The sequence below is a fragment of the Halorhabdus utahensis DSM 12940 genome (genome assembly GCF_000023945.1).
GTDB classification, from domain to species: Archaea; Halobacteriota; Halobacteria; order Halobacteriales; family Haloarculaceae; genus Halorhabdus; species Halorhabdus utahensis.
In genome coordinates this window covers 934,268-950,514 of record NC_013158.1, presented here as the reverse complement: position 1 = coordinate 950,514, position 16,247 = coordinate 934,268, and the positions used below count along the sequence as shown (strand labels likewise).

Sequence of the window (16,247 nt, the reverse complement as noted above, 5' to 3'; positions counted from 1 at the left end):
TTGGTTGGTTCGTCACGATTTTACTTAGTGTTTTGGGAAAAATAGTCGTCGAATCGCACAACCTGCGTGGGACTTCCGCCGAAAAGTATGACCATTTGATATCATTTACCGTCAGGAAGCAATTCAAACACACCGAGCTCACTGCTCGCTCATCGCCTCGCTGGCCATGTTGCGGCCCTGAGCGTTGAGTGAGACTTCCGTGCGGGTGCGGACTTTGTCGACCGCACCGACGTCGAGCAGCTTCTGGTAGATTTCTTCGACTTCATCGACGCTGAGGCCGACGAAGTCGCTCATCTCGAACGGGGAGACGCCGGAGTACAGTGCCATCAACACCTGGCTCTCTGTCTCGGTGAGTTCGTAATCCTCGTCGCGTTCGGCGACGCGTTCCTCGAACAGTTCCCGGAGGACGGACGTGTGTCGCTCCGTCCCGGAGAGGTGGGTCTCGACGCTCCGGTCATCATCGTCGGTGTGTTCGATCTCGACGACCGGTCGTGTCTCTCCCATGACCGATCGCGATCCCGTCTCGACGGTCCCGACGTCAGCGAAGTCACACCTGACGCGATCCCCGCCGGGAAACGTCAGCGAGAACCCGTCTTCGGTGGTCGAGAACTTCGCTTTCTCCCACGCTGCGTCCTCCTGGACGACACCGCCGACGACTGCTGGATGATTCACGAGGACGACCTCGCCGGCGAGGTTTGCCCGATAGTACGCGTCTTGAAAATCCGTCTCACCCGCGGGGGACACTTCGATCACGGTCGAGCCCATTTGCAAAACGAGCGTCTCGGCGGCGTTTTCGGCCCCATCGAGGTCGTCCGGGATCGTGACCCGCCCGTGGGGGATCGTCCGGTTCGATCCGTTGCCCGCGAGGACGAGCCGTCTGTCCGTCAGGACGATCCGTGCGGACTGCCAGTCGGGATCCTCGACCGGCTGGCCGTCGCGGCGGACCTGCCGGTAGTCTCCGGCGATGTCCAGGATCTTTCGTTCTTCCTCGCTCATGGGCCCGCGTGCCTACCCGGGAGTTAGCCACTCACGGGCATATAAGTTCTCACCCGACGCCGGGTGATCGTACGGAGCAGTACTCACTGTCCGGTCGGCCCGTTTCCCGGCTTGGGATGAATTCGTCCGAGCCGAACACGAAAGGGAAATACGCCCCTGCCGATACACGTTCCCTATGGATCTCCTCGAATTCGCCCGGGCCGCCCGCGCGACCGGCCCGCTCTGTGACGCGTGTCTCGGCCGGCCGGTCGCCGACCGGAGCTTCGGACTCACGAACACCGAGCGCGGCCGTGCGTTACGGACCACCGTCGCACTGGACGACGACGAACCGATCGACGCTCCCGACGAGTGCTGGGTGTGTGAGGGTGCCTGCGAGGATTTCGACGACTGGGCCGACCGCGCCGCGGACGCCATCGCCGAATACGATTTCGACACCTATCAGGTCGGGACGCGCGTCCCCGCACTGATCGAGGAGAACGAGCGCTTGCTCAGAGAAGACGCCGGCCTCGCACCCGACGCGGGCGAACCGCTCAAGGGGGAGTTCAACCGCGAGGTCGGCAAGCGCCTGGGCGGGCAGATCGACGCCGAGGTCGACTTCGATCGGCCGGACGTCCAGTTGCTTCTGGACCTCGACGCTGACCAGATCGAGGTCCAGGTCAACTCGGCGTTCGTCTACGGTCGCTACCGAAAGATCAAGCGCGACATCCCACAGACTGAGTGGCCCTGCAACGACTGCAACGCCACCGGCACCGTCGACGGCGAGCCCTGTGAGGGCTGTGGCGGAACGGGCTATCGCTACGACGAGAGCGTCGAGGAACTCACCGCGCCGGTCGTCCGCGAGGCGATGGACGGTTCCCGGGCGGTCTTCCACGGAGCCGGCCGCGAGGACGTCGACGCGCGCATGCTCGGCACCGGTCGCCCGTTCGTGATCGAGGTCAAGGAACCCCGGACGCGCGACGTGGATGTCGGCGACCTCCAGGACGACATCAACGAGTTCGCCGATGGGAAGGTCGAAGTCGACGGGCTCGCCCTCGCGACCCACGACATGGTCGAGCGCGTCAAGGCACACGATGCGAGCAAGACCTACCGGATGACGGTCGCGCTCGACAAGGATGTCGACGCGCCGACCCTCGAAGCGGCCCTCGCGGAACTCGAAGGGAAGACGATCGAGCAGCGGACGCCAAACCGCGTTGCTCACCGCCGCGGCGACATCGTCCGCACGCGTGACGTCTACGCCATCGATGGCAAACTCGACCCGGACGGGGCGGGGATGGACCTGTCCGTCGGAGCGGAAGCCGACGACTCCGGCACGTCCACAGCCAACCACGCGACGATCGAGGTCCACGGCGAGGGGGGCCTCTACGTGAAGGAACTGATCTCGGGGGACGAGGGCCGAACGGAGCCGAGTCTTGCCGGAGTACTCGACACGCCCGCTGAGGTGACAGCTCTCGACGTCCTCCAGGTCGAGGGCGAGGACGAACCGTTCGAACGCGAGGCGTTCTTCCGGGACGCCCGAGCGGAATGACGGGGAGTGGCGACGGTTCGACCGCCGGTGAGGACTCCGCCGACGTGGACGAGCAAGCCCCCGGTGAACGGACGTGCCTCGATGACTGGACCGACGACGGCAAGAGCGATCTTCGGGCTGGCGTCGACGAGGCCGGCAAGGGCCCGGTCCTGGGATCGATGTTCGCCGCCTGTGTCGTCGCCGACCCCGCCGACTTGCCCGACGACGTCGACGACTCGAAGGACCTCTCGGCCGAGCGTCGCGAGGAACTCGCGACCGTCATTCGCGATCGAGCGCACGCCGTGGCAGTCAGCGAGATTCCGGTCGCGCGGATCGACGATACCGAGACCGACATGAACACTCTCACCGTCGTGGCCCACGCCGAAGCACTCGAACCAGTCGCCAGCGACGGACTCGCCACCTACCTCGACGCTGGGGACACCAACGCCGTCCGCTTCGAGCGCCGCGTCGCCGACCGGATCGAGGCCGACCTTGACCTCCGGGCCGAACACGGTGCCGACGCCGCTTACCCGATCGTCGGGGCGGCGAGCATCATCGCCAAAGTCGAACGCGACGCCCACGTTGCGGAGCTTGCGGCCGAGTACGGCGACCTCGGCAGCGGCTACCCCGGCGATTCGACGACCCGGGACTTTCTGGAGGACTATATCGCGGAACACGGTGAACTCCCGGCGTGTGCGCGGGAATCCTGGCAGACGAGCCGCGACGTCCGTAACGCGGCCGGGCAGGCCGCTCTCGATGATTTTGATTGATGGGCATATTCAGGGGGCGGTGTTCAGATAAGCACCGATCAAAGAGCCTATTTCTGCCGGCGAATCGGCTAAATCCTGGTGGCCTGCGAAAATCGAAGATTTTCGGGCGACCAGAAGACTGCGTCTTCTGGTAAAATGAAAGGGCGAGGCACGCGTGGCGGCTGCGAGGCGGTTGCACCGCCTCGAATGGAGACGGCGACGCCGTCTCCCTGCCGCCACGGTTTGCGGAGGTCGGCGACGCCGACCTCCCTTTCCGGGAACCCCGGCGACGCAAGCCGCGAGGCGGCAGAGCCGCCTTGCGAGGCGGTTTCACCGCCTCGAACTCGCGGCGCACAGCGCCGCGCATGGCCCGTGCGAATAGCGTGGGAGCGAAGCTCCCACGAACAATGCGAGCGGGCCATCAGCCCGCGAGCATACGGGCGCTTCGCGCCCGTGAGCAGACACTGCAGGCCGCAACGCGGCCGAAGTCGTTCGAAAGACCTGCGGTCTTTCGTGATGACGAGAGAGCGAAGCTCTCTCGAACCACGCACAGCGAGCCGCGGGACCGGAACTGACGAGGGCTTTCTGGCTGGTTTCAATCATCTCGAATCCTTATCTGAACACTACCATTCAGGGTGCGAACATCCGGCTGCCTTCTCCCACGACGATATTCCTGCACCTTCGCGCTGTGATCGCTGTCTATTCTTGAATAGATTCGACCTTGCGGGATCTCAGTGAGTATTGTGGGAAGATATTTATTCACTCCCCGAGTAGCCATATTCACATGAGCAAAACCGCCGAGGCCGACGATCGGGGGCGGATCGTCATTCCGCATGAAATCCGAGAGAAGCACGGCGATCGGTATCGGGTCGTCGAACTCGATGATCGGGTCGAACTCATTCCGATCAACCGGGATCCAATCGAAGGGCTTCGAGATGCCGTCGGCGATGCGTTCGACGGAAATTCGATCGCCGAGATCAAAGAGCAGGCGCGGACGGCCGCCAGGGAAGCAGCGGTCGAGGATCTCTCGGACTCGTCGCAATGATCTACGCCGATACCGACTTTTTCATCGCGCTGGTCAAAGACGACGACTGGCTCCAGGAGCGTGCTGTCTCGATCGCCCGGGAGAACGATGGGCAGATCTACACGTCACGGGCAACGCTGCTCGAGTTGTTGATGATCTCCGATCGATTCGCGTTCGATCGCTTCGAGGCACTCAGCTACGTCCTCGAAATCGCGGACGTTCCCGAGGACGAATCCGTTCTCTTTCAGGCGGCGGATTACATGGAACAGTACGACCTCACGGCATTCGACGCCTACCACGTCGCCTATGCTGACACCGATCCCATCGTCTCCTCGGACAAAGCGTTTGACGACCTCACCAACGACCGTATTCCGATCGAAGCGGAATCCCAGTAATTGCGTTCCTGCACGCGGATGCTCTTCCCGCAACGCGTTTTCTCTCTTACTCCCGCAACGCGTCCTCTCGCTCTGCCCCCTCCAACGTTTCCTCCTCGACGTGGGTCGCAACCACGGCCGGCTTGAACGCGCCGCCGTCGAACAGATCGTGCTCGCCGACGGAGGACTCGACGAACCGCTGGAAGGCCCGCCGTTCCGGCGGCAATTCGCCATAGAGAATCTCCTCCTCGGCCAAATCGTAGACGGGAATCCGGGGTGACAGCAGCGTGTCCTCACCGACCACTGAGTTCTCGCCGACGACGAATCCAGACGTGACGCGGCTTCCGGCTCCCAGTGCCACGCCGTCTTCGACGATCACCGGCGCATCCTCGACGGGTTCGAGCACGCCACCGATGACGGTGTTCGCGCCGAGCTTCACGTCGTCACCGATCTGAGCGCACGACCCGACGACATCGTTGGAGTCCACGAGCGTGCCGTCGCCGACGTGCGCGCCGATGTTCACGAACGCAGGACTCATCAAGATCGCGTCGCTGCCTACGTAGGCACCGCGTCGGATGACGGTCCCGTCAGGTGTGTTTCGGGTGCCACGCTCGCCAAGGTCAGCAGTCTCTCGAAGGGGAAGCACGTCGTGGTAGGTCACGTCGCCGTACTCCCGGGCTTCGGTTTCTCGAAGAGTGAAATTCAGCAGAATGCCCTGCTTGACCCAGGCGTTTGCCTCCCAGGTGCCCTCGCGCTTCTCGGCCGCCCGAACCTCGCCGGCCTCCAGGGCTTCGAGGAAGCGATCCAGGGTGGCTTGCTGGTCCTCGGCAAGGTCTGCGGGCGTCAGGTCGTCCGATCGATCCCATAGCGCCTCGACATCGCTTTCCAGACTCATGTTAGCCCTCGATTACGTCCCCGAAGGTATAGAATCCCGGATCCCGGCCAGCTATCCAGACCGCGGCATCGATTGCGCCAGCGGCGAAAACCCCGCGATCCTCGGCGCGATGGGTCAGCGTCACTACTTCGTCGTTGCCCGCGAACATGAGCTCGTGCTCGCCACGGACATCACCGGCCCGTCGGACATGGACACCGACTTCTCCCGCTTCCCGCGGCTGCATCCCCTCGCGACCATACGTTTCCTCGAAATCGCGTTCCTCGGCGAGCGCGTCGAGGAGGGTGTTTGCGGTCCCGCTCGGCGCGTCCTGCTTGCCGTTGTGATGGGTTTCCGTCAACTCCACGTCGTAGCCTGGCAGTGCCTCGGCAGCCGCGTGGACGGTAGACAACAGGGCCTGGATCCCGCGGGCGAAGTTCGCGGCCTTCAGGACGGCCACGTCCTCGCTGGCCCCCTCCAGCGCGTCGAGCTGGTCGTCCTCGAAACCAGTCGTCCCGGTCACGAGCGGGACGCCGGCCGCAGCGCAGGCCTCGGCGAACGCAACGGTCGCCTTGGGGACGGAGAAGTCGACGATCGCGTCTGGTTCGTGGGTCGCCAGCAGCGCCCCGATATCATCCGGCTCGTGGACCGGGGTGCCGGCGACCGTCTCCTCGTCGGTGGCGTCGACGGCGAAGACGACCGTCACGTCCTCGCGATCGCCCGCCGTCTCGATGACTGTCCGTCCCATGCGACCTGCCGCGCCGGTGACGCCAACTCGTATCATACCCCTCGCTCCGTCCTCGGTCCCGGAATGGTTATCGATCCGTCGTCTCGACCGGCGTCTCGACGTCGATCGGATCGAGCTCGTCGAGGACGTCCCGGAGGTGTGCTCGGTGTTCCTCGGCGAGCCGGGTCAGGGGCGACCGGAGTTCCGGCGAGCCGTGGCCACGGATCGCCATCGCCTCCTTGACCGGGATCGGGTTCGTCTCGACGAACAGCGCCCGGGCGAGCGGCCCGAGTTCGTGATGCAACTCGCGAGCGCGTTCGAAGTCACCCGCCAGCGCCGCCCCGACCATCGCACAGGTCCGGACGGGTTCGACGTTGGCGACGACACTGATCGCGCCACGCGCACCGATCGATAGCATCGGCAGCGTCAGCGCGTCGTCGCCCGAGAGGACGGTGAAGTCCTTCTCGCGCGTCCGCTCCACGATCTCAGTGATCTGGCCGAGATCGCCAGAGGCTGCCTTGAACGCCTGAATGTTCTCGTGATCAGCGAGGGCGACCGCCGTGTCGGGGTCGATGTTGCGCCCCGTTCGTGAGGGGACGTTGTAGACGATCTGTGGCAGGTCGATCTCGTCGGCGATCGTCAGGTAATGTTCGCGGAGGCCGCGCTGCTCGGGCTTGTTGTAGTACGGCGAGATGAGCAGGAGGGCGTCCGCACCGGCGTCTCGAGCCCGGCGGGACAGGGAAAGTGCTTCGCGGGTGTTGTTGCTCCCGGTCCCGGCGATGACGGGCACGTCCTTGAGTGCCCCGGCGACTGCTTCGATCACCTCGACGTGTTCGTCGTGAGAGAGCGTCGCGCTCTCGCCGGTCGAGCCGACGGGGACGACCCCGTCGACGCCGGCAGCTTCGAGCCGTCGAGCGTTCGCCCGCAGTTGGTCGAAATCGATGCGTTCGTCGTCTTCGAAGGGCGTCGTCATCGCGGGATAGACGCCTTCGAACAGTGGTTGTGGTGGCATGGATCTGATCGGGATACTGGATGATTGACGGGCCGCACCAAAAAACCGACCCGAAACGAGTGTGCCACGCTCGCCCCGAGTCACTTACGCACGCTTGCGCTTCGGACGTGGGCCGTCCCGACGGTCTGCCCCAGTCCGATCGAGGGCCACCCCGCAGCGTGGCTGCCCGGAACCAGCCTGACGTCGGGGTGTCGCCAGCATGTGTCTATTCCCGCCACCGGATGCCTTAGTGGTTACGCTCGTCAATCGGGCTGAACGTGGGTTATTGATCGTGAGAATTGGGCCGGTACTGTCTTCCGTTCGTTCTCCCATCTTTCACGCAGCATAGCGTATGGTCTGGCAGTTTTCGCTGGGTGTCGTGCCGTTGTTTGCCGCGACGCTGGTCGCCACAGCCGTCGCAATCGCTGTCTTCAGGAAGCGTGATGCGCCGGGTGGGCGTGCGCTCGGGGTGATCGCGGTCGCCGCCGGGTGGTGGTCGTTGCTGGCTGGCGTTGAACTCTTCCGGACTGATCTGTTCACGAGCGTCGTCCTGACGAAAGCCACCTACTTCGGTATCGCTGTCGTCCCTGTCGCCTGGGTGGTGTTCGTTCTCGCGTACACCGGACGACGAGCCTGGCTCTCGCGCTCCCGACTCGTTCTGCTGGGTGTTGTTCCTGTGATCACCATGTTGGCGGCCATCACGAACGAGCCCTACGGGATCCACTCGCTATTCTGGCAGGACCTCGGATTTATGACGGACGGTTCAGGGACTGCTGGGTCCTCCCAGTACGGTCCGCTTTTCTGGCTCCATGCCGCGTATTCCTACTCGCTCCTTGCGGTTGGATCGTACTTGCTTGTTGAGCTCGTCGTGAACGCGGACCTCCTTTACCGGGCACAGGCAGGGGTTCTTCTGATGGCTGTCGTTGCACCGTGGAGTGCGAACGCGCTCTATCTCGCCAACGTGATTCAGACGCCGTACGATCCGACGATCCTCGGGATCGTGTTGAGTTGTTTGCTCCTGCTCATGACCGTCTATCGCCACCGATTTCTCGAAATCGTTCCGGCAGCCAGACAACTCGCTCGCACGGAGTTGATCAAGACGCTCGATGACCCGGTCGTCGTCATCGACGACGAGCGTCATGTGGTCGATCTGAATCCAGCGGCTGTGGACGTTTTCGCCGCCGAGCGGATGGACGTCATCGGCCGAGGCCTCTCGGCTGTCTCCCCAAAACTGGCTGACTGGCTCGACAGCGACCGCGCCGAGCAAACCATCTCCTACGAGGTCGACAACGTCGACCGGTACTACGACATCCAGGTGACCCCGCTCTCCCAGAAAGCGGTGGCTGATTCCGGACTACTGCTTGCACTCCGGGACGTGACTGCTCGCCAGCACAACCGACAGCAAGTGAGCGTCCTCAATCGGCTGCTCCGGCACAACCTCTCGAACACTGTGACGACGATCCATGGCAACGCCGAGTACGCCGCCGAGAGGGCCCGTGACGACGAGGTCCGGGAGCGACTCGCCGTCATCGAGGACAACGCCGCGGCGATGATGGACAAACAGGAAAAGCTCGATCGCGTCCTCAGGACCTTCGAACGCGACAGCTACACGTGTAAGTCCCTGGATACACTCCTGAAAGCCGTCGTCGACGACGTCCGGACGGCCTATCCGGATGCCAAGCTGACGGTGGACATGCCGGAGACGACCATGTCTTTCGACGGGCAGGAGCGACTCCGGATCGCCCTTGAGGAACTGCTGACGAACGCGATCGAACACGATCCCAGTGACGCGCCAGCCGTGAGAGTCACCGCGACTGTCGAGGACCGACAGGCGACAATCGTCGTCACTGACTCCGGTCCCGGCATTCCGGCGTACGAACTCGAACCGATCACGAACGGGCAGGAGACTCAGCTGTCACACGGTAGTGGTGTCGGGCTCTGGCTCGTCTCCTGGATTGCACACTCGCTGCAGGGTTCGTTGGACATCGAGACTGGAGACGATGGAACAGCGATCACGCTGACAATCATGTCCGAGGAGTGACTGGCGAACGCTACTGGTCGGCGTGATCTCCGAATCCGACGGCCTCGGCGTCTTTGCGTGCCCGACGCGTCGCGTCGTCGATATCGAACTCCCGGACGAGCTCGCCGTCCCGAAGCAGTGGCTCGAACAGGGACTCGGCGTCGCCCGGCCCCTCTTCGTCGGCGAGTCCGACCTCGTGACTGCCGGTGTCCGTTCGGTAAACGGCCTTCTTTCCGGAGAGTTTTCCCCGCTTGGCGACCGGCTCGCCGTCGATCGAGACGATGTCCAGCGCGAAGTCTTTCGGCTCTGCGTTGGAGACGTACCCGCCGACGCCGAACCCGTCGGCGACATCCCGCAGTTCCCGAAGCGTCGTGGGATCGAGCCCGCCGCTGAGGAAGATGCCCACGTCGTCGTGCCCGCGGGCGTCGAGTTCCCACCGGACTTCCTGGACGATCCGGCGGAAGTCCCCGCGGCGTGAACTCGTGGTGTCCAGCCGGATGCTGTCGAGATCTGGAACGGCCTCGACGGCCCGGATCGCCTCGTCGACCTCGTCGCTGTAGGTGTCACACAGCGCGACCCGTGGAACGCCTGGCCCGACAGCCTCGTCGAAGGCTTGCCAGGCTGCCTCCTGGTTGCCCCGCCCGAAGCAGATCACCAGCGCGTGGGGCATCGTTCCGCCAGCCTCGCGGTCGATCACCTCGCCGGCGGCGACGTTCGAGATGCCGTCGAGCCCACCGATCAGCGCGCTGCGCTCGACCATCGCACCCAGCGACGGGTGGACGTGCCGGGACCCGAAGCTCAGCACTGTCGACTCGGGAGCGGCCCGGCGTGCCCGGAGTGCGTTCGTCGCGATTCCGGTTGGATGAGAGAGAAAGCCCAGCAGCGACGTTTCCAGACGAGCAAACTCCTGATATTGGCCTTCGATCCGCATCACTGGCCCGTGATCGAACAGTTGGCCTTCGGGAAGCGCGTCGACGTCGACGGGGTGTCCTTCCAGCAGGTGGGCGGCGTCTTTCAGCCCGGCGAGGACGGCAAACTCGCCGGTCGGAAACTGATCGGCCGACACCTCCGCGACCACGTTCGGGTTCTTGCCGGCGTGTTCGAGCGCTTCCATCGTCCGGTCGAAGTAGGCGTCCGTCGCCCGTCCCGCGGTGATCGCCTCGGGGCCGACGATGTCGAACGGCGTCTCTTCGGTCATCTTGCCACTCGGTTCTCGCCGCGTCGCAAAAACCTCCCGGGTCGTCGCGTCGCGCGAGAACTGAGAACGGGATCGTGGCCAAACACTTAGGTACTACAGTTCGTAGTACTCCATATGAGAACTGACAACGATACCGAAAGCGAGACGACACGCGTCACTCGGAAGGGGCAAGTCACGATCCCGAAGGAACTCCGCGATGAGTTCGGTCTCGAGGAGGGCGACGAGGTCCGCTGGGAGAAAGCCGAAGACGGCATCAGAGTGCGGAAGGCGACGCAGTCGGCGGGTCGCGGCATGCTCGTCGACGAAGACATCTCCGAAGCAAAGCGAGAGGCGATGGCCGAAGAGATGGCTGCTGAGATCCGCGAGCAGCGCCGTTCGGAGTGGCAGCCGTGACTCGCTACACTGTCGACGGCGTCGCGATGGCTCGGTACCTCGTCGATCGACTCCCGACGGCCGCAGACGACGTGTTCGAGCGGGCCGAGCAGGGTATCGACGTGATCGAAGCGCCGACGGTGGCCGTCAGCGAGGCGATCTGGACGGCGGTCAACAAGGGAACGATCGCCGGCGTCGACGTCGAGACAACGCCGAACGCGGTACTGCGCGGCCTCGTGAACGACGGCCCAGTACAGGTAGCGCCGACCGACGAGCAGGACCTCGCGGTCTACGGGAGTTTGCTCGACCACCATACGCTCCACGACGCGCTGTTGATCGGGAATCACCGCGTTCGCGGCACCGAGGCGATCGTCACCAACGATGACGCGTTCGCTGCCGACGATACTGTCTGGGCGTAGATTGACCAGCAAAAAGACGGTCGTGGCGCCGTCGGACCTTGGGTATTTACCGTCGCCGGAGCGCCAGGAGTGCAACGGCGAGAAGGCCGATCAGCGCGCTCGTGGCGACGAATCCGGGGCCGTTGGTCGTCGTCGCGTCGGTCGAGTCGTCGGTGTCTGTCGACTGGGTGGTCTCGCTGTCGTCAGGTTCGTCCGTCGTCGTCTCGCCGTCGGACGTCGTGGTCTCGTCCTCGCTGTCGTCGGTCGTCGGTTCGTCGTCGTCCGCCTCAGTGGTCGTTCCGTCGTCGGGCGTCGTCTCTGTGGATTCCTCGATCTGCGGGGCCGATACATCTACGCCCGACAGTTCTGCAAGGGTCGGCGCGTTGACGATCGTGAGCGTCTCGCCGCTTTGATCGAGGTAGAAGGCGTCGTTGAACCCTTCGCCGTCGGGGATTCGGTAGACGTTCTCGTGATCGTCGACGGATTCAGCGCCGTGGAACGCAAGGAGTTGCTCGTAGCCGTTCTGGAACTCTTCGGCGTCTGTCGGCGAGTCCCAGGCAGTCCTGTAGACGTAGCCGGTCTCGTTGGTCTCGCTCGACTCCTCAGTCACGTACGGCAGTAACTTGTCCCCGTCCCAGCCGTTGGTGTAGGTGTGGTTGTAGTTGTATGGGTCGAGTTCGTTGAGCCCGTCAGCGCCGATGTTCAGGTGGGCTCGATACGGGATGATCTGGGTCGCAGTGCTGCTTTCGTAGCCCGGATACCACAGCGTCACGAACAGTCCAGCCTCGCCGAAGGAGGCGTGGTTGATACTCGCGTTAATGTCGAGTGGTCGCCAGCGGTCGTCGCTTGTATCTTCGATGGGAACCGGCGACGGCTCGTCTTCACCGTACTTCTCGGGGTGGATCGTCTGCTCGGTCGAGGCCGGCGGGTTCTCGTAGACCGCGTTCACCGCGTCCCAGCCTTCGGACTGGTGGAGGTCTCGAACGAATGCCGGGCCGTCACTGTAGGGCTGGAGGGTGATCTGGTAGAGGCCGATGTGCGGACTGAAGTTCGCCGGCGTCTGTGACTCCCCGGGCATGATACAGTCGCCTTGCCACTCACCTTCGCATCGCTGCTGGTATAGCCGGTCGACGTAGTTGCCGTCGCCTTCGATGATCCCGTCTTTGGCGTTGTGGAGTTCCTGGGTCGACTGGTTGAACGACGAGATGTTGAACTGCTGGTCCTGCAGCGCGTGGAACAGTTCCTGTGAGAGGGTGATTTCGTTCATCTTCGGCGTCGTGGCGTTCTCGGAGACGATCTTGATTTCGCCGTTCGAGGGATCGTAGAACCCACCGACACCACCAGCCTGATTCCGTTCCTGGGCGGCGATCGCGTCGGTCGACTCGTTGATCATCAACAGCGCCTCGTATTTGACGTTCTGGTGGAGACGCTGTGCGGTGGTCACGCTCGCCGTCTGATTGCCGACACGCTCGGTGTAGTTCTCCCGGCTGATCACTTCGACGGGCGGCGTCTCTTCGAACTCCAGACGCCGGATCTGCTCGACGCGTGCCATCCCGCGGGCGACCACCGCGTCGAGTTCAGAGTCGTTCAGCCCATCGTCGGGCGTGACGGCAATCGACTCGTTGTACCAGTAGCCGCTCTCCCAGCCGAGGACGTCCGACTCGGGGTCGGGCGGATGCTGATCAGCAACGGTGGCGTCACTCGTCACGTTCGAGAGATCTGTGCTGGTTGGAGAGCTGTCTGGGGCAGCGGCTGTGTTCGGGGAGCCGGCCGCCGCGGCGACTGGTACGCCCACCAGTGCGAGCCCGACGACCATCACGAAGATCTGTGTTCGGGAGACCATACCTCGACTGGAGGGCGAGTCGGTTAAAAATTCTCGGTACCGGTGGCGTACCGACGAAACCCGGCAGTCGGTCTAGCCACCGTGTCGCCGGTCAGTCGATGCGTCGCGCCGTCCCGATCAGCGCGACGAGCGCGACAACTGCCGCCCCGAACGTGAACCCAGGACCGGACGCTGTCGTCGTCTCGGTTGACTGTTCGTCGGTCTCATCTTGACTCTCAGTCGTCGGTGACTCTGCCGTTTCCGATTCGTCCGCGGTTTCATCACCGCTCTCAGTCGTCGAATCAGGTTCGTCGGTCGCTGTGTCAGACTCGGTCGATTTGTCTGTCTCGGTTGTTTCGTCAGTGTCAGTCGTCGAACCGTCTGTCTCGGTCGTCTCGTCTGACTCGGTTGATTCCTCGACTTCAGGAGTTGCCCCCTCCCGGACGGCCGAGAGTTCATCGACGCTCGGCGCGTTGACGATCGTGAACGTCTCGCCGGTCCGATTCAGGGAGATGGCGTCGTCGAACTCCTCTCCCTCGGGAATCCGGTAGACGTTCTCGTGGCCCTCGACGGATTCAGCGCCGTGGAAGGCGAGGAGTTGCTCGTACCCATTTTGGAACTCTTCGGCGTCGTCCGGCGAGTCCCAGACCGTCTTATAGACGTAGCCGGTCTCGTTGGTCTCGCTCGACTCCTCGGTCACGTACGGCAGGAGTTTGTCGCCGTCCCATCCTGCCGTGTACCGGTGGTCGTAGTCGTAGGGATCGAACTCGTCGAGGGCACCATCGGCACCGATATTCACGTGGTCCCGGTAGGGAATGATCTCTGTCGAGAGCTGGCTCTCGTAGCCCGGATACCAAAGCGCCACGAACAGTCCAGCCTCGCCGAAGGAGGCGTAGTTGATGCTCGCGTTGATATCGAGTGGTCGCCAGCGGTCGTCGCTGGTATCTTCGATGGGAACTGGCGACGGTTCGTCTTCACCGTACTTTTCGGGGTGGATCGTCTGCTCGGTCGAGGCTGGCGGGTTCTCGTAGACCGCATTCACCGCATCCCAGCCCTCGGATTGGTGGAGGTCTCGAACGAACGCCGGGCCGTCAGCGTATGGCTGGAGGAAAATCTGGTAGAGGCCGACGTGGGTGTCGCTGTTCGATCCACTCTGTGACCGTTCAGGGACAATGCAGGTCCCGCTCCACTCGTTCTCACATCGCTCCTGGTAGCGATAATCCACGTAGTTGGCGTCACCTTCGATGATGCCGTCGTTGGCGTTACGGAGTTCCTGTGTGGGCCCATTGAACGACGAGAGGTTGAAACGCTGGTCCTGCAGCGCGTGGAACAGTTCCTGTGACAGGACGATTTCATCCATCTTCGGCGTCGAGGCGTTCGCCGAGATAATCTTGATCTCACCAGCCGACGGGTCGTAGTAGCCGCGCCAATTGGCCTGATTCTGTTCTACATTGCGGACCGCGTTGGCCGATTCGTTGACCATGAATAGCGCTTCGTATATGACGTTCGCACTCAGGCGCTGTGCAGTGGTCGCGTTCGTCGACCGGTTAGTGATCTGTTCGCTGTGTTCCTCCCGAGAGATCACTTCTACCGGGACCGTCTCCTCGAATTCGAGTTGTCGGATCTGCTCGACGCGGGCCATACTCCGGGCGACGACAGCGTCGAGTTCCGACTCGTTCAGTCCGTCTTCTGGGGTAACGTCGATCGTTTCGTTGTACCAGTAGCCGTTCTCCCACCCCAGGACGTCCGCTTCAGGGTCCGGTGGATGGGTTTCGTTCGAAATCGTCTCGTTTGTCCCCGTTTCGGCAACGTCGGCTGCTGTGAGTGATTCACTCGCTGCCGGTGTCGATACGTCGCCTGCCATCGCTGTCGCTGCGGTGACTGGCTGGAGTGCCAGCACGACAACGCACAGGGCAGTCAGGATCTTTGTATACCTTCGTCGCATCGTGTGTAAAGCCCCCTTTACCTATAGTAATAAGTATTTTCCTTTTTGTCTCGTACGGGCGTCACCCACTCGGCGGTGCGGCCCGACGCGACCGAACCGATGTCGGGAAACCATTTTGCGCGTCACGTGCCAATCAGATCGTGAAATGATATTCGATCCAGATTCGACCGCCGTGGTCGTCGTGGACATGCAGAACGGCTTCTGTCACCAGGAGGGGAGCCTCTACGCACCGCCGAGCGAAGACGCGATCGACCCCTGCGTCGAACTGGTCGATCGCGCCGGTGAAATGGGCGCGTCAGTCGTCTACACTCGCGACGTCCACACCGACGAGCAGTTCGAGGACGCCCACTACTACGACGAGTTCGACCGCTGGGGCGAACACGTCCGCGAGGGCACCTGGGATGCCGAACTGGTCTCGAAGCTCAAATCCCGCGATGCCGATCTGATCGTCGAGAAACACACCTACGACGCCTTCCACGAGACCCAACTCGACGGGTGGCTCACGGCCCACGGGATCGACGACCTGCTGATCTGTGGGACGCTGGCGAACGTCTGCGTCCTCCATACGGCCGCCAGCGCCGGACTCCGGGACTACCGCCCGGTCCTCGTCGAGGACGCCGTTGGGTACCTGAAAGAGGATCACCGCGAGTACGCCTTGGAGCACGCCGACTGGCTGTTCGGGGAGGTACTCGACCGCGAGTCGATCGAATTCGCGTGATGACCGGCCGTTCCAGCGATTCGACTGTCCGGCGGTTTCAGCCCGGCGATGGCCCCGACGTGCGGCGCGTCCACCGGGACGCGCTCCGCGTCGAAGGCACAGATCCCGAGGACGTCCCCGGCAACCAGGATCTCCGGTGGATCGAAGAGACGTATTGCAGGTCCGGCGGGACGTTTCTGGTCGCCGAAGACAACGGCCAGATCGTCGCCTGCGGTGGCCTCCTCGTCGGCGGGGAAACGGCCGAACTCATGCGGATCGCCGTCGATCCCGCACACCAGCGATCGGGGTACGGGACCGCGATCCTCGACGGTCTGGAGGCTTGCGCCGAGAGCCAGGGCTGTGTGCGAGTTGTCCTCACGACTGCCCGGCGCCAGCAGGCGGCGACGGCGTTCTATCCCGCCCGGGGGTACGAACTCGTGGGGACGCGCCGGGTGAACGGGTACACGCTGCTGGAATACGAGAAGCCGTTGTGACGTGAGAGGGGCCGATTCTCGACCGCCTTGGGAACACTTAGGGTCGCGGGGCGACGACCCGAGTC

At 63.4% G+C, this 16,247-nt stretch carries 16 protein-coding genes; 9 read left to right on the top strand and 7 right to left on the bottom strand.

Going from position 1 to position 16,247, the window contains the following annotated elements; translation table 11 throughout:
- Positions 1-138: 138 nt before the first annotated feature.
- Entirely contained in the window at positions 139-996 is an 858-nt protein-coding gene (locus HUTA_RS04835) for a CheF family chemotaxis protein (RefSeq protein ID WP_015788747.1), read from the bottom strand.
- Positions 997-1,171: 175 nt separating this feature from the next.
- Between HUTA_RS04835 and HUTA_RS04830 the strand changes: the two genes are divergently transcribed.
- The 4 genes from HUTA_RS04830 to HUTA_RS04815 all read left to right on the top strand — a co-directional run bounded on the left by HUTA_RS04830 (position 1,172) and on the right by HUTA_RS04815 (position 4,668).
- Complete coding sequence (locus HUTA_RS04830) at positions 1,172-2,521, top strand: tRNA pseudouridine(54/55) synthase Pus10 (RefSeq protein ID WP_015788746.1); 1,350 nt, start codon at positions 1,172-1,174, stop codon at positions 2,519-2,521.
- The gene (gene rnhB / locus HUTA_RS04825; RefSeq protein ID WP_079891672.1) at positions 2,518-3,270 is read left to right on the top strand and encodes a ribonuclease HII; all 753 of its coding nucleotides are present in this window, start codon (positions 2,518-2,520) and stop codon (positions 3,268-3,270) included. The genes HUTA_RS04830 and rnhB overlap by 4 nt, the downstream gene beginning before the upstream one ends.
- Before the next feature lie 763 nt (positions 3,271-4,033).
- Positions 4,034-4,294, top strand: coding sequence for an AbrB/MazE/SpoVT family DNA-binding domain-containing protein (locus tag HUTA_RS04820; protein WP_015788743.1), 261 nt, complete (start codon positions 4,034-4,036; stop codon positions 4,292-4,294).
- Positions 4,291-4,668, top strand: a complete 378-nt coding sequence (locus HUTA_RS04815; RefSeq protein WP_015788742.1) for a type II toxin-antitoxin system VapC family toxin — start codon at positions 4,291-4,293, stop codon at positions 4,666-4,668. Before HUTA_RS04820 ends, HUTA_RS04815 begins: the two co-directional genes overlap by 4 nt.
- A 46-nt stretch (positions 4,669-4,714) precedes the next feature.
- On the opposite strand, the gene HUTA_RS04810 is transcribed toward HUTA_RS04815, so the two are convergent.
- The 3 genes from HUTA_RS04810 to dapA are packed head-to-tail and all read right to left on the bottom strand — an operon-like array spanning position 4,715 to position 7,257.
- Positions 4,715-5,542, bottom strand: a complete 828-nt coding sequence (locus HUTA_RS04810) for a 2,3,4,5-tetrahydropyridine-2,6-dicarboxylate N-succinyltransferase (RefSeq protein WP_015788741.1) — start codon at positions 5,540-5,542, stop codon at positions 4,715-4,717.
- 1 nt (position 5,543) lies between these two features.
- Positions 5,544-6,302 (bottom strand): 4-hydroxy-tetrahydrodipicolinate reductase, encoded by a 759-nt coding sequence (gene dapB, locus HUTA_RS04805; RefSeq protein ID WP_015788740.1) that lies wholly within the window; start codon positions 6,300-6,302, stop codon positions 5,544-5,546.
- A gap of 31 nt (positions 6,303-6,333) precedes the next feature.
- On the bottom strand, positions 6,334-7,257 hold the full coding sequence (gene dapA / locus HUTA_RS04800) for a 4-hydroxy-tetrahydrodipicolinate synthase (RefSeq protein ID WP_015788739.1): 924 nt from the start codon (positions 7,255-7,257) through the stop codon (positions 6,334-6,336).
- 331 nt (positions 7,258-7,588) lie between these two features.
- Between dapA and HUTA_RS04795 the strand changes: the two genes are divergently transcribed.
- Positions 7,589-9,277: a sensor histidine kinase gene (locus HUTA_RS04795; RefSeq protein WP_015788738.1), complete on the top strand. Its 1,689-nt coding sequence runs from the start codon at positions 7,589-7,591 to the stop codon at positions 9,275-9,277.
- A 10-nt stretch (positions 9,278-9,287) separates the two neighbouring features.
- Here HUTA_RS04795 and HUTA_RS04790 read toward each other — a convergent pair whose 3' ends face one another.
- Positions 9,288-10,454, bottom strand: coding sequence for a nicotinate phosphoribosyltransferase (locus HUTA_RS04790; protein ID WP_015788737.1), 1,167 nt, complete (start codon positions 10,452-10,454; stop codon positions 9,288-9,290).
- Between the two features lie 114 nt (positions 10,455-10,568).
- Between HUTA_RS04790 and HUTA_RS04785 the strand changes: the two genes are divergently transcribed.
- Together HUTA_RS04785 and HUTA_RS04780 are read left to right on the top strand one after the other, a co-directional pair.
- A complete protein-coding gene (locus tag HUTA_RS04785) occupies positions 10,569-10,847 on the top strand; it encodes an AbrB/MazE/SpoVT family DNA-binding domain-containing protein (protein WP_015788736.1) in 279 nt (92 codons plus the stop codon).
- A complete protein-coding gene (locus HUTA_RS04780; RefSeq protein ID WP_049941415.1) occupies positions 10,844-11,245 on the top strand; it encodes a hypothetical protein in 402 nt (133 codons plus the stop codon). The genes HUTA_RS04785 and HUTA_RS04780 overlap by 4 nt, the downstream gene beginning before the upstream one ends.
- A 46-nt stretch (positions 11,246-11,291) precedes the next feature.
- Here HUTA_RS04780 and HUTA_RS04775 read toward each other — a convergent pair whose 3' ends face one another.
- Together HUTA_RS04775 and HUTA_RS04770 are read right to left on the bottom strand one after the other, a co-directional pair.
- Positions 11,292-13,067 carry an Hvo_1808 family surface protein gene (locus HUTA_RS04775; RefSeq protein WP_015788734.1) on the bottom strand — a complete coding sequence of 592 codons (1,776 nt, stop codon included), beginning with the start codon at positions 13,065-13,067 and terminating at the stop codon, positions 11,292-11,294.
- 91 nt (positions 13,068-13,158) lie between these two features.
- Complete coding sequence (locus tag HUTA_RS04770; RefSeq protein ID WP_015788733.1) at positions 13,159-14,991, bottom strand: Hvo_1808 family surface protein; 1,833 nt, start codon at positions 14,989-14,991, stop codon at positions 13,159-13,161.
- Positions 14,992-15,136: 145 nt separating this feature from the next.
- On the opposite strand from HUTA_RS04770, the gene HUTA_RS04765 reads away from it, so the two are divergent.
- Together HUTA_RS04765 and HUTA_RS04760 are read left to right on the top strand one after the other, a co-directional pair.
- Positions 15,137-15,709 (top strand): cysteine hydrolase family protein, encoded by a 573-nt coding sequence (locus HUTA_RS04765; RefSeq protein ID WP_015788732.1) that lies wholly within the window; start codon positions 15,137-15,139, stop codon positions 15,707-15,709.
- Entirely contained in the window at positions 15,709-16,182 is a 474-nt protein-coding gene (locus HUTA_RS04760; RefSeq protein ID WP_015788731.1) for a GNAT family N-acetyltransferase, read from the top strand. Before HUTA_RS04765 ends, HUTA_RS04760 begins: the two co-directional genes overlap by 1 nt.
- The last annotated feature ends 65 nt before the right edge of the window (positions 16,183-16,247 follow it).

Coding starts and splice junctions, on each gene's coding strand:
- HUTA_RS04835 (WP_015788747.1), bottom strand. CDS start 996: ATGAGCGAGGAAGAACGAAAGATCCTGGACATCGCCGGAGACTACCGG.
- HUTA_RS04830 (WP_015788746.1), top strand. CDS start 1,172: ATGGATCTCCTCGAATTCGCCCGGGCCGCCCGCGCGACCGGCCCGCTC.
- rnhB (WP_079891672.1), top strand. CDS start 2,518: ATGACGGGGAGTGGCGACGGTTCGACCGCCGGTGAGGACTCCGCCGAC.
- HUTA_RS04820 (WP_015788743.1), top strand. CDS start 4,034: ATGAGCAAAACCGCCGAGGCCGACGATCGGGGGCGGATCGTCATTCCG.
- HUTA_RS04815 (WP_015788742.1), top strand. CDS start 4,291: ATGATCTACGCCGATACCGACTTTTTCATCGCGCTGGTCAAAGACGAC.
- HUTA_RS04810 (WP_015788741.1), bottom strand. CDS start 5,542: ATGAGTCTGGAAAGCGATGTCGAGGCGCTATGGGATCGATCGGACGAC.
- dapB (WP_015788740.1), bottom strand. CDS start 6,302: ATGATACGAGTTGGCGTCACCGGCGCGGCAGGTCGCATGGGACGGACA.
- dapA (WP_015788739.1), bottom strand. CDS start 7,257: ATGCCACCACAACCACTGTTCGAAGGCGTCTATCCCGCGATGACGACG.
- HUTA_RS04795 (WP_015788738.1), top strand. CDS start 7,589: ATGGTCTGGCAGTTTTCGCTGGGTGTCGTGCCGTTGTTTGCCGCGACG.
- HUTA_RS04790 (WP_015788737.1), bottom strand. CDS start 10,454: ATGACCGAAGAGACGCCGTTCGACATCGTCGGCCCCGAGGCGATCACC.
- HUTA_RS04785 (WP_015788736.1), top strand. CDS start 10,569: ATGAGAACTGACAACGATACCGAAAGCGAGACGACACGCGTCACTCGG.
- HUTA_RS04775 (WP_015788734.1), bottom strand. CDS start 13,067: ATGGTCTCCCGAACACAGATCTTCGTGATGGTCGTCGGGCTCGCACTG.
- HUTA_RS04770 (WP_015788733.1), bottom strand. CDS start 14,991: ATGCGACGAAGGTATACAAAGATCCTGACTGCCCTGTGCGTTGTCGTG.
- HUTA_RS04765 (WP_015788732.1), top strand. CDS start 15,137: ATGATATTCGATCCAGATTCGACCGCCGTGGTCGTCGTGGACATGCAG.
- HUTA_RS04760 (WP_015788731.1), top strand. CDS start 15,709: ATGACCGGCCGTTCCAGCGATTCGACTGTCCGGCGGTTTCAGCCCGGC.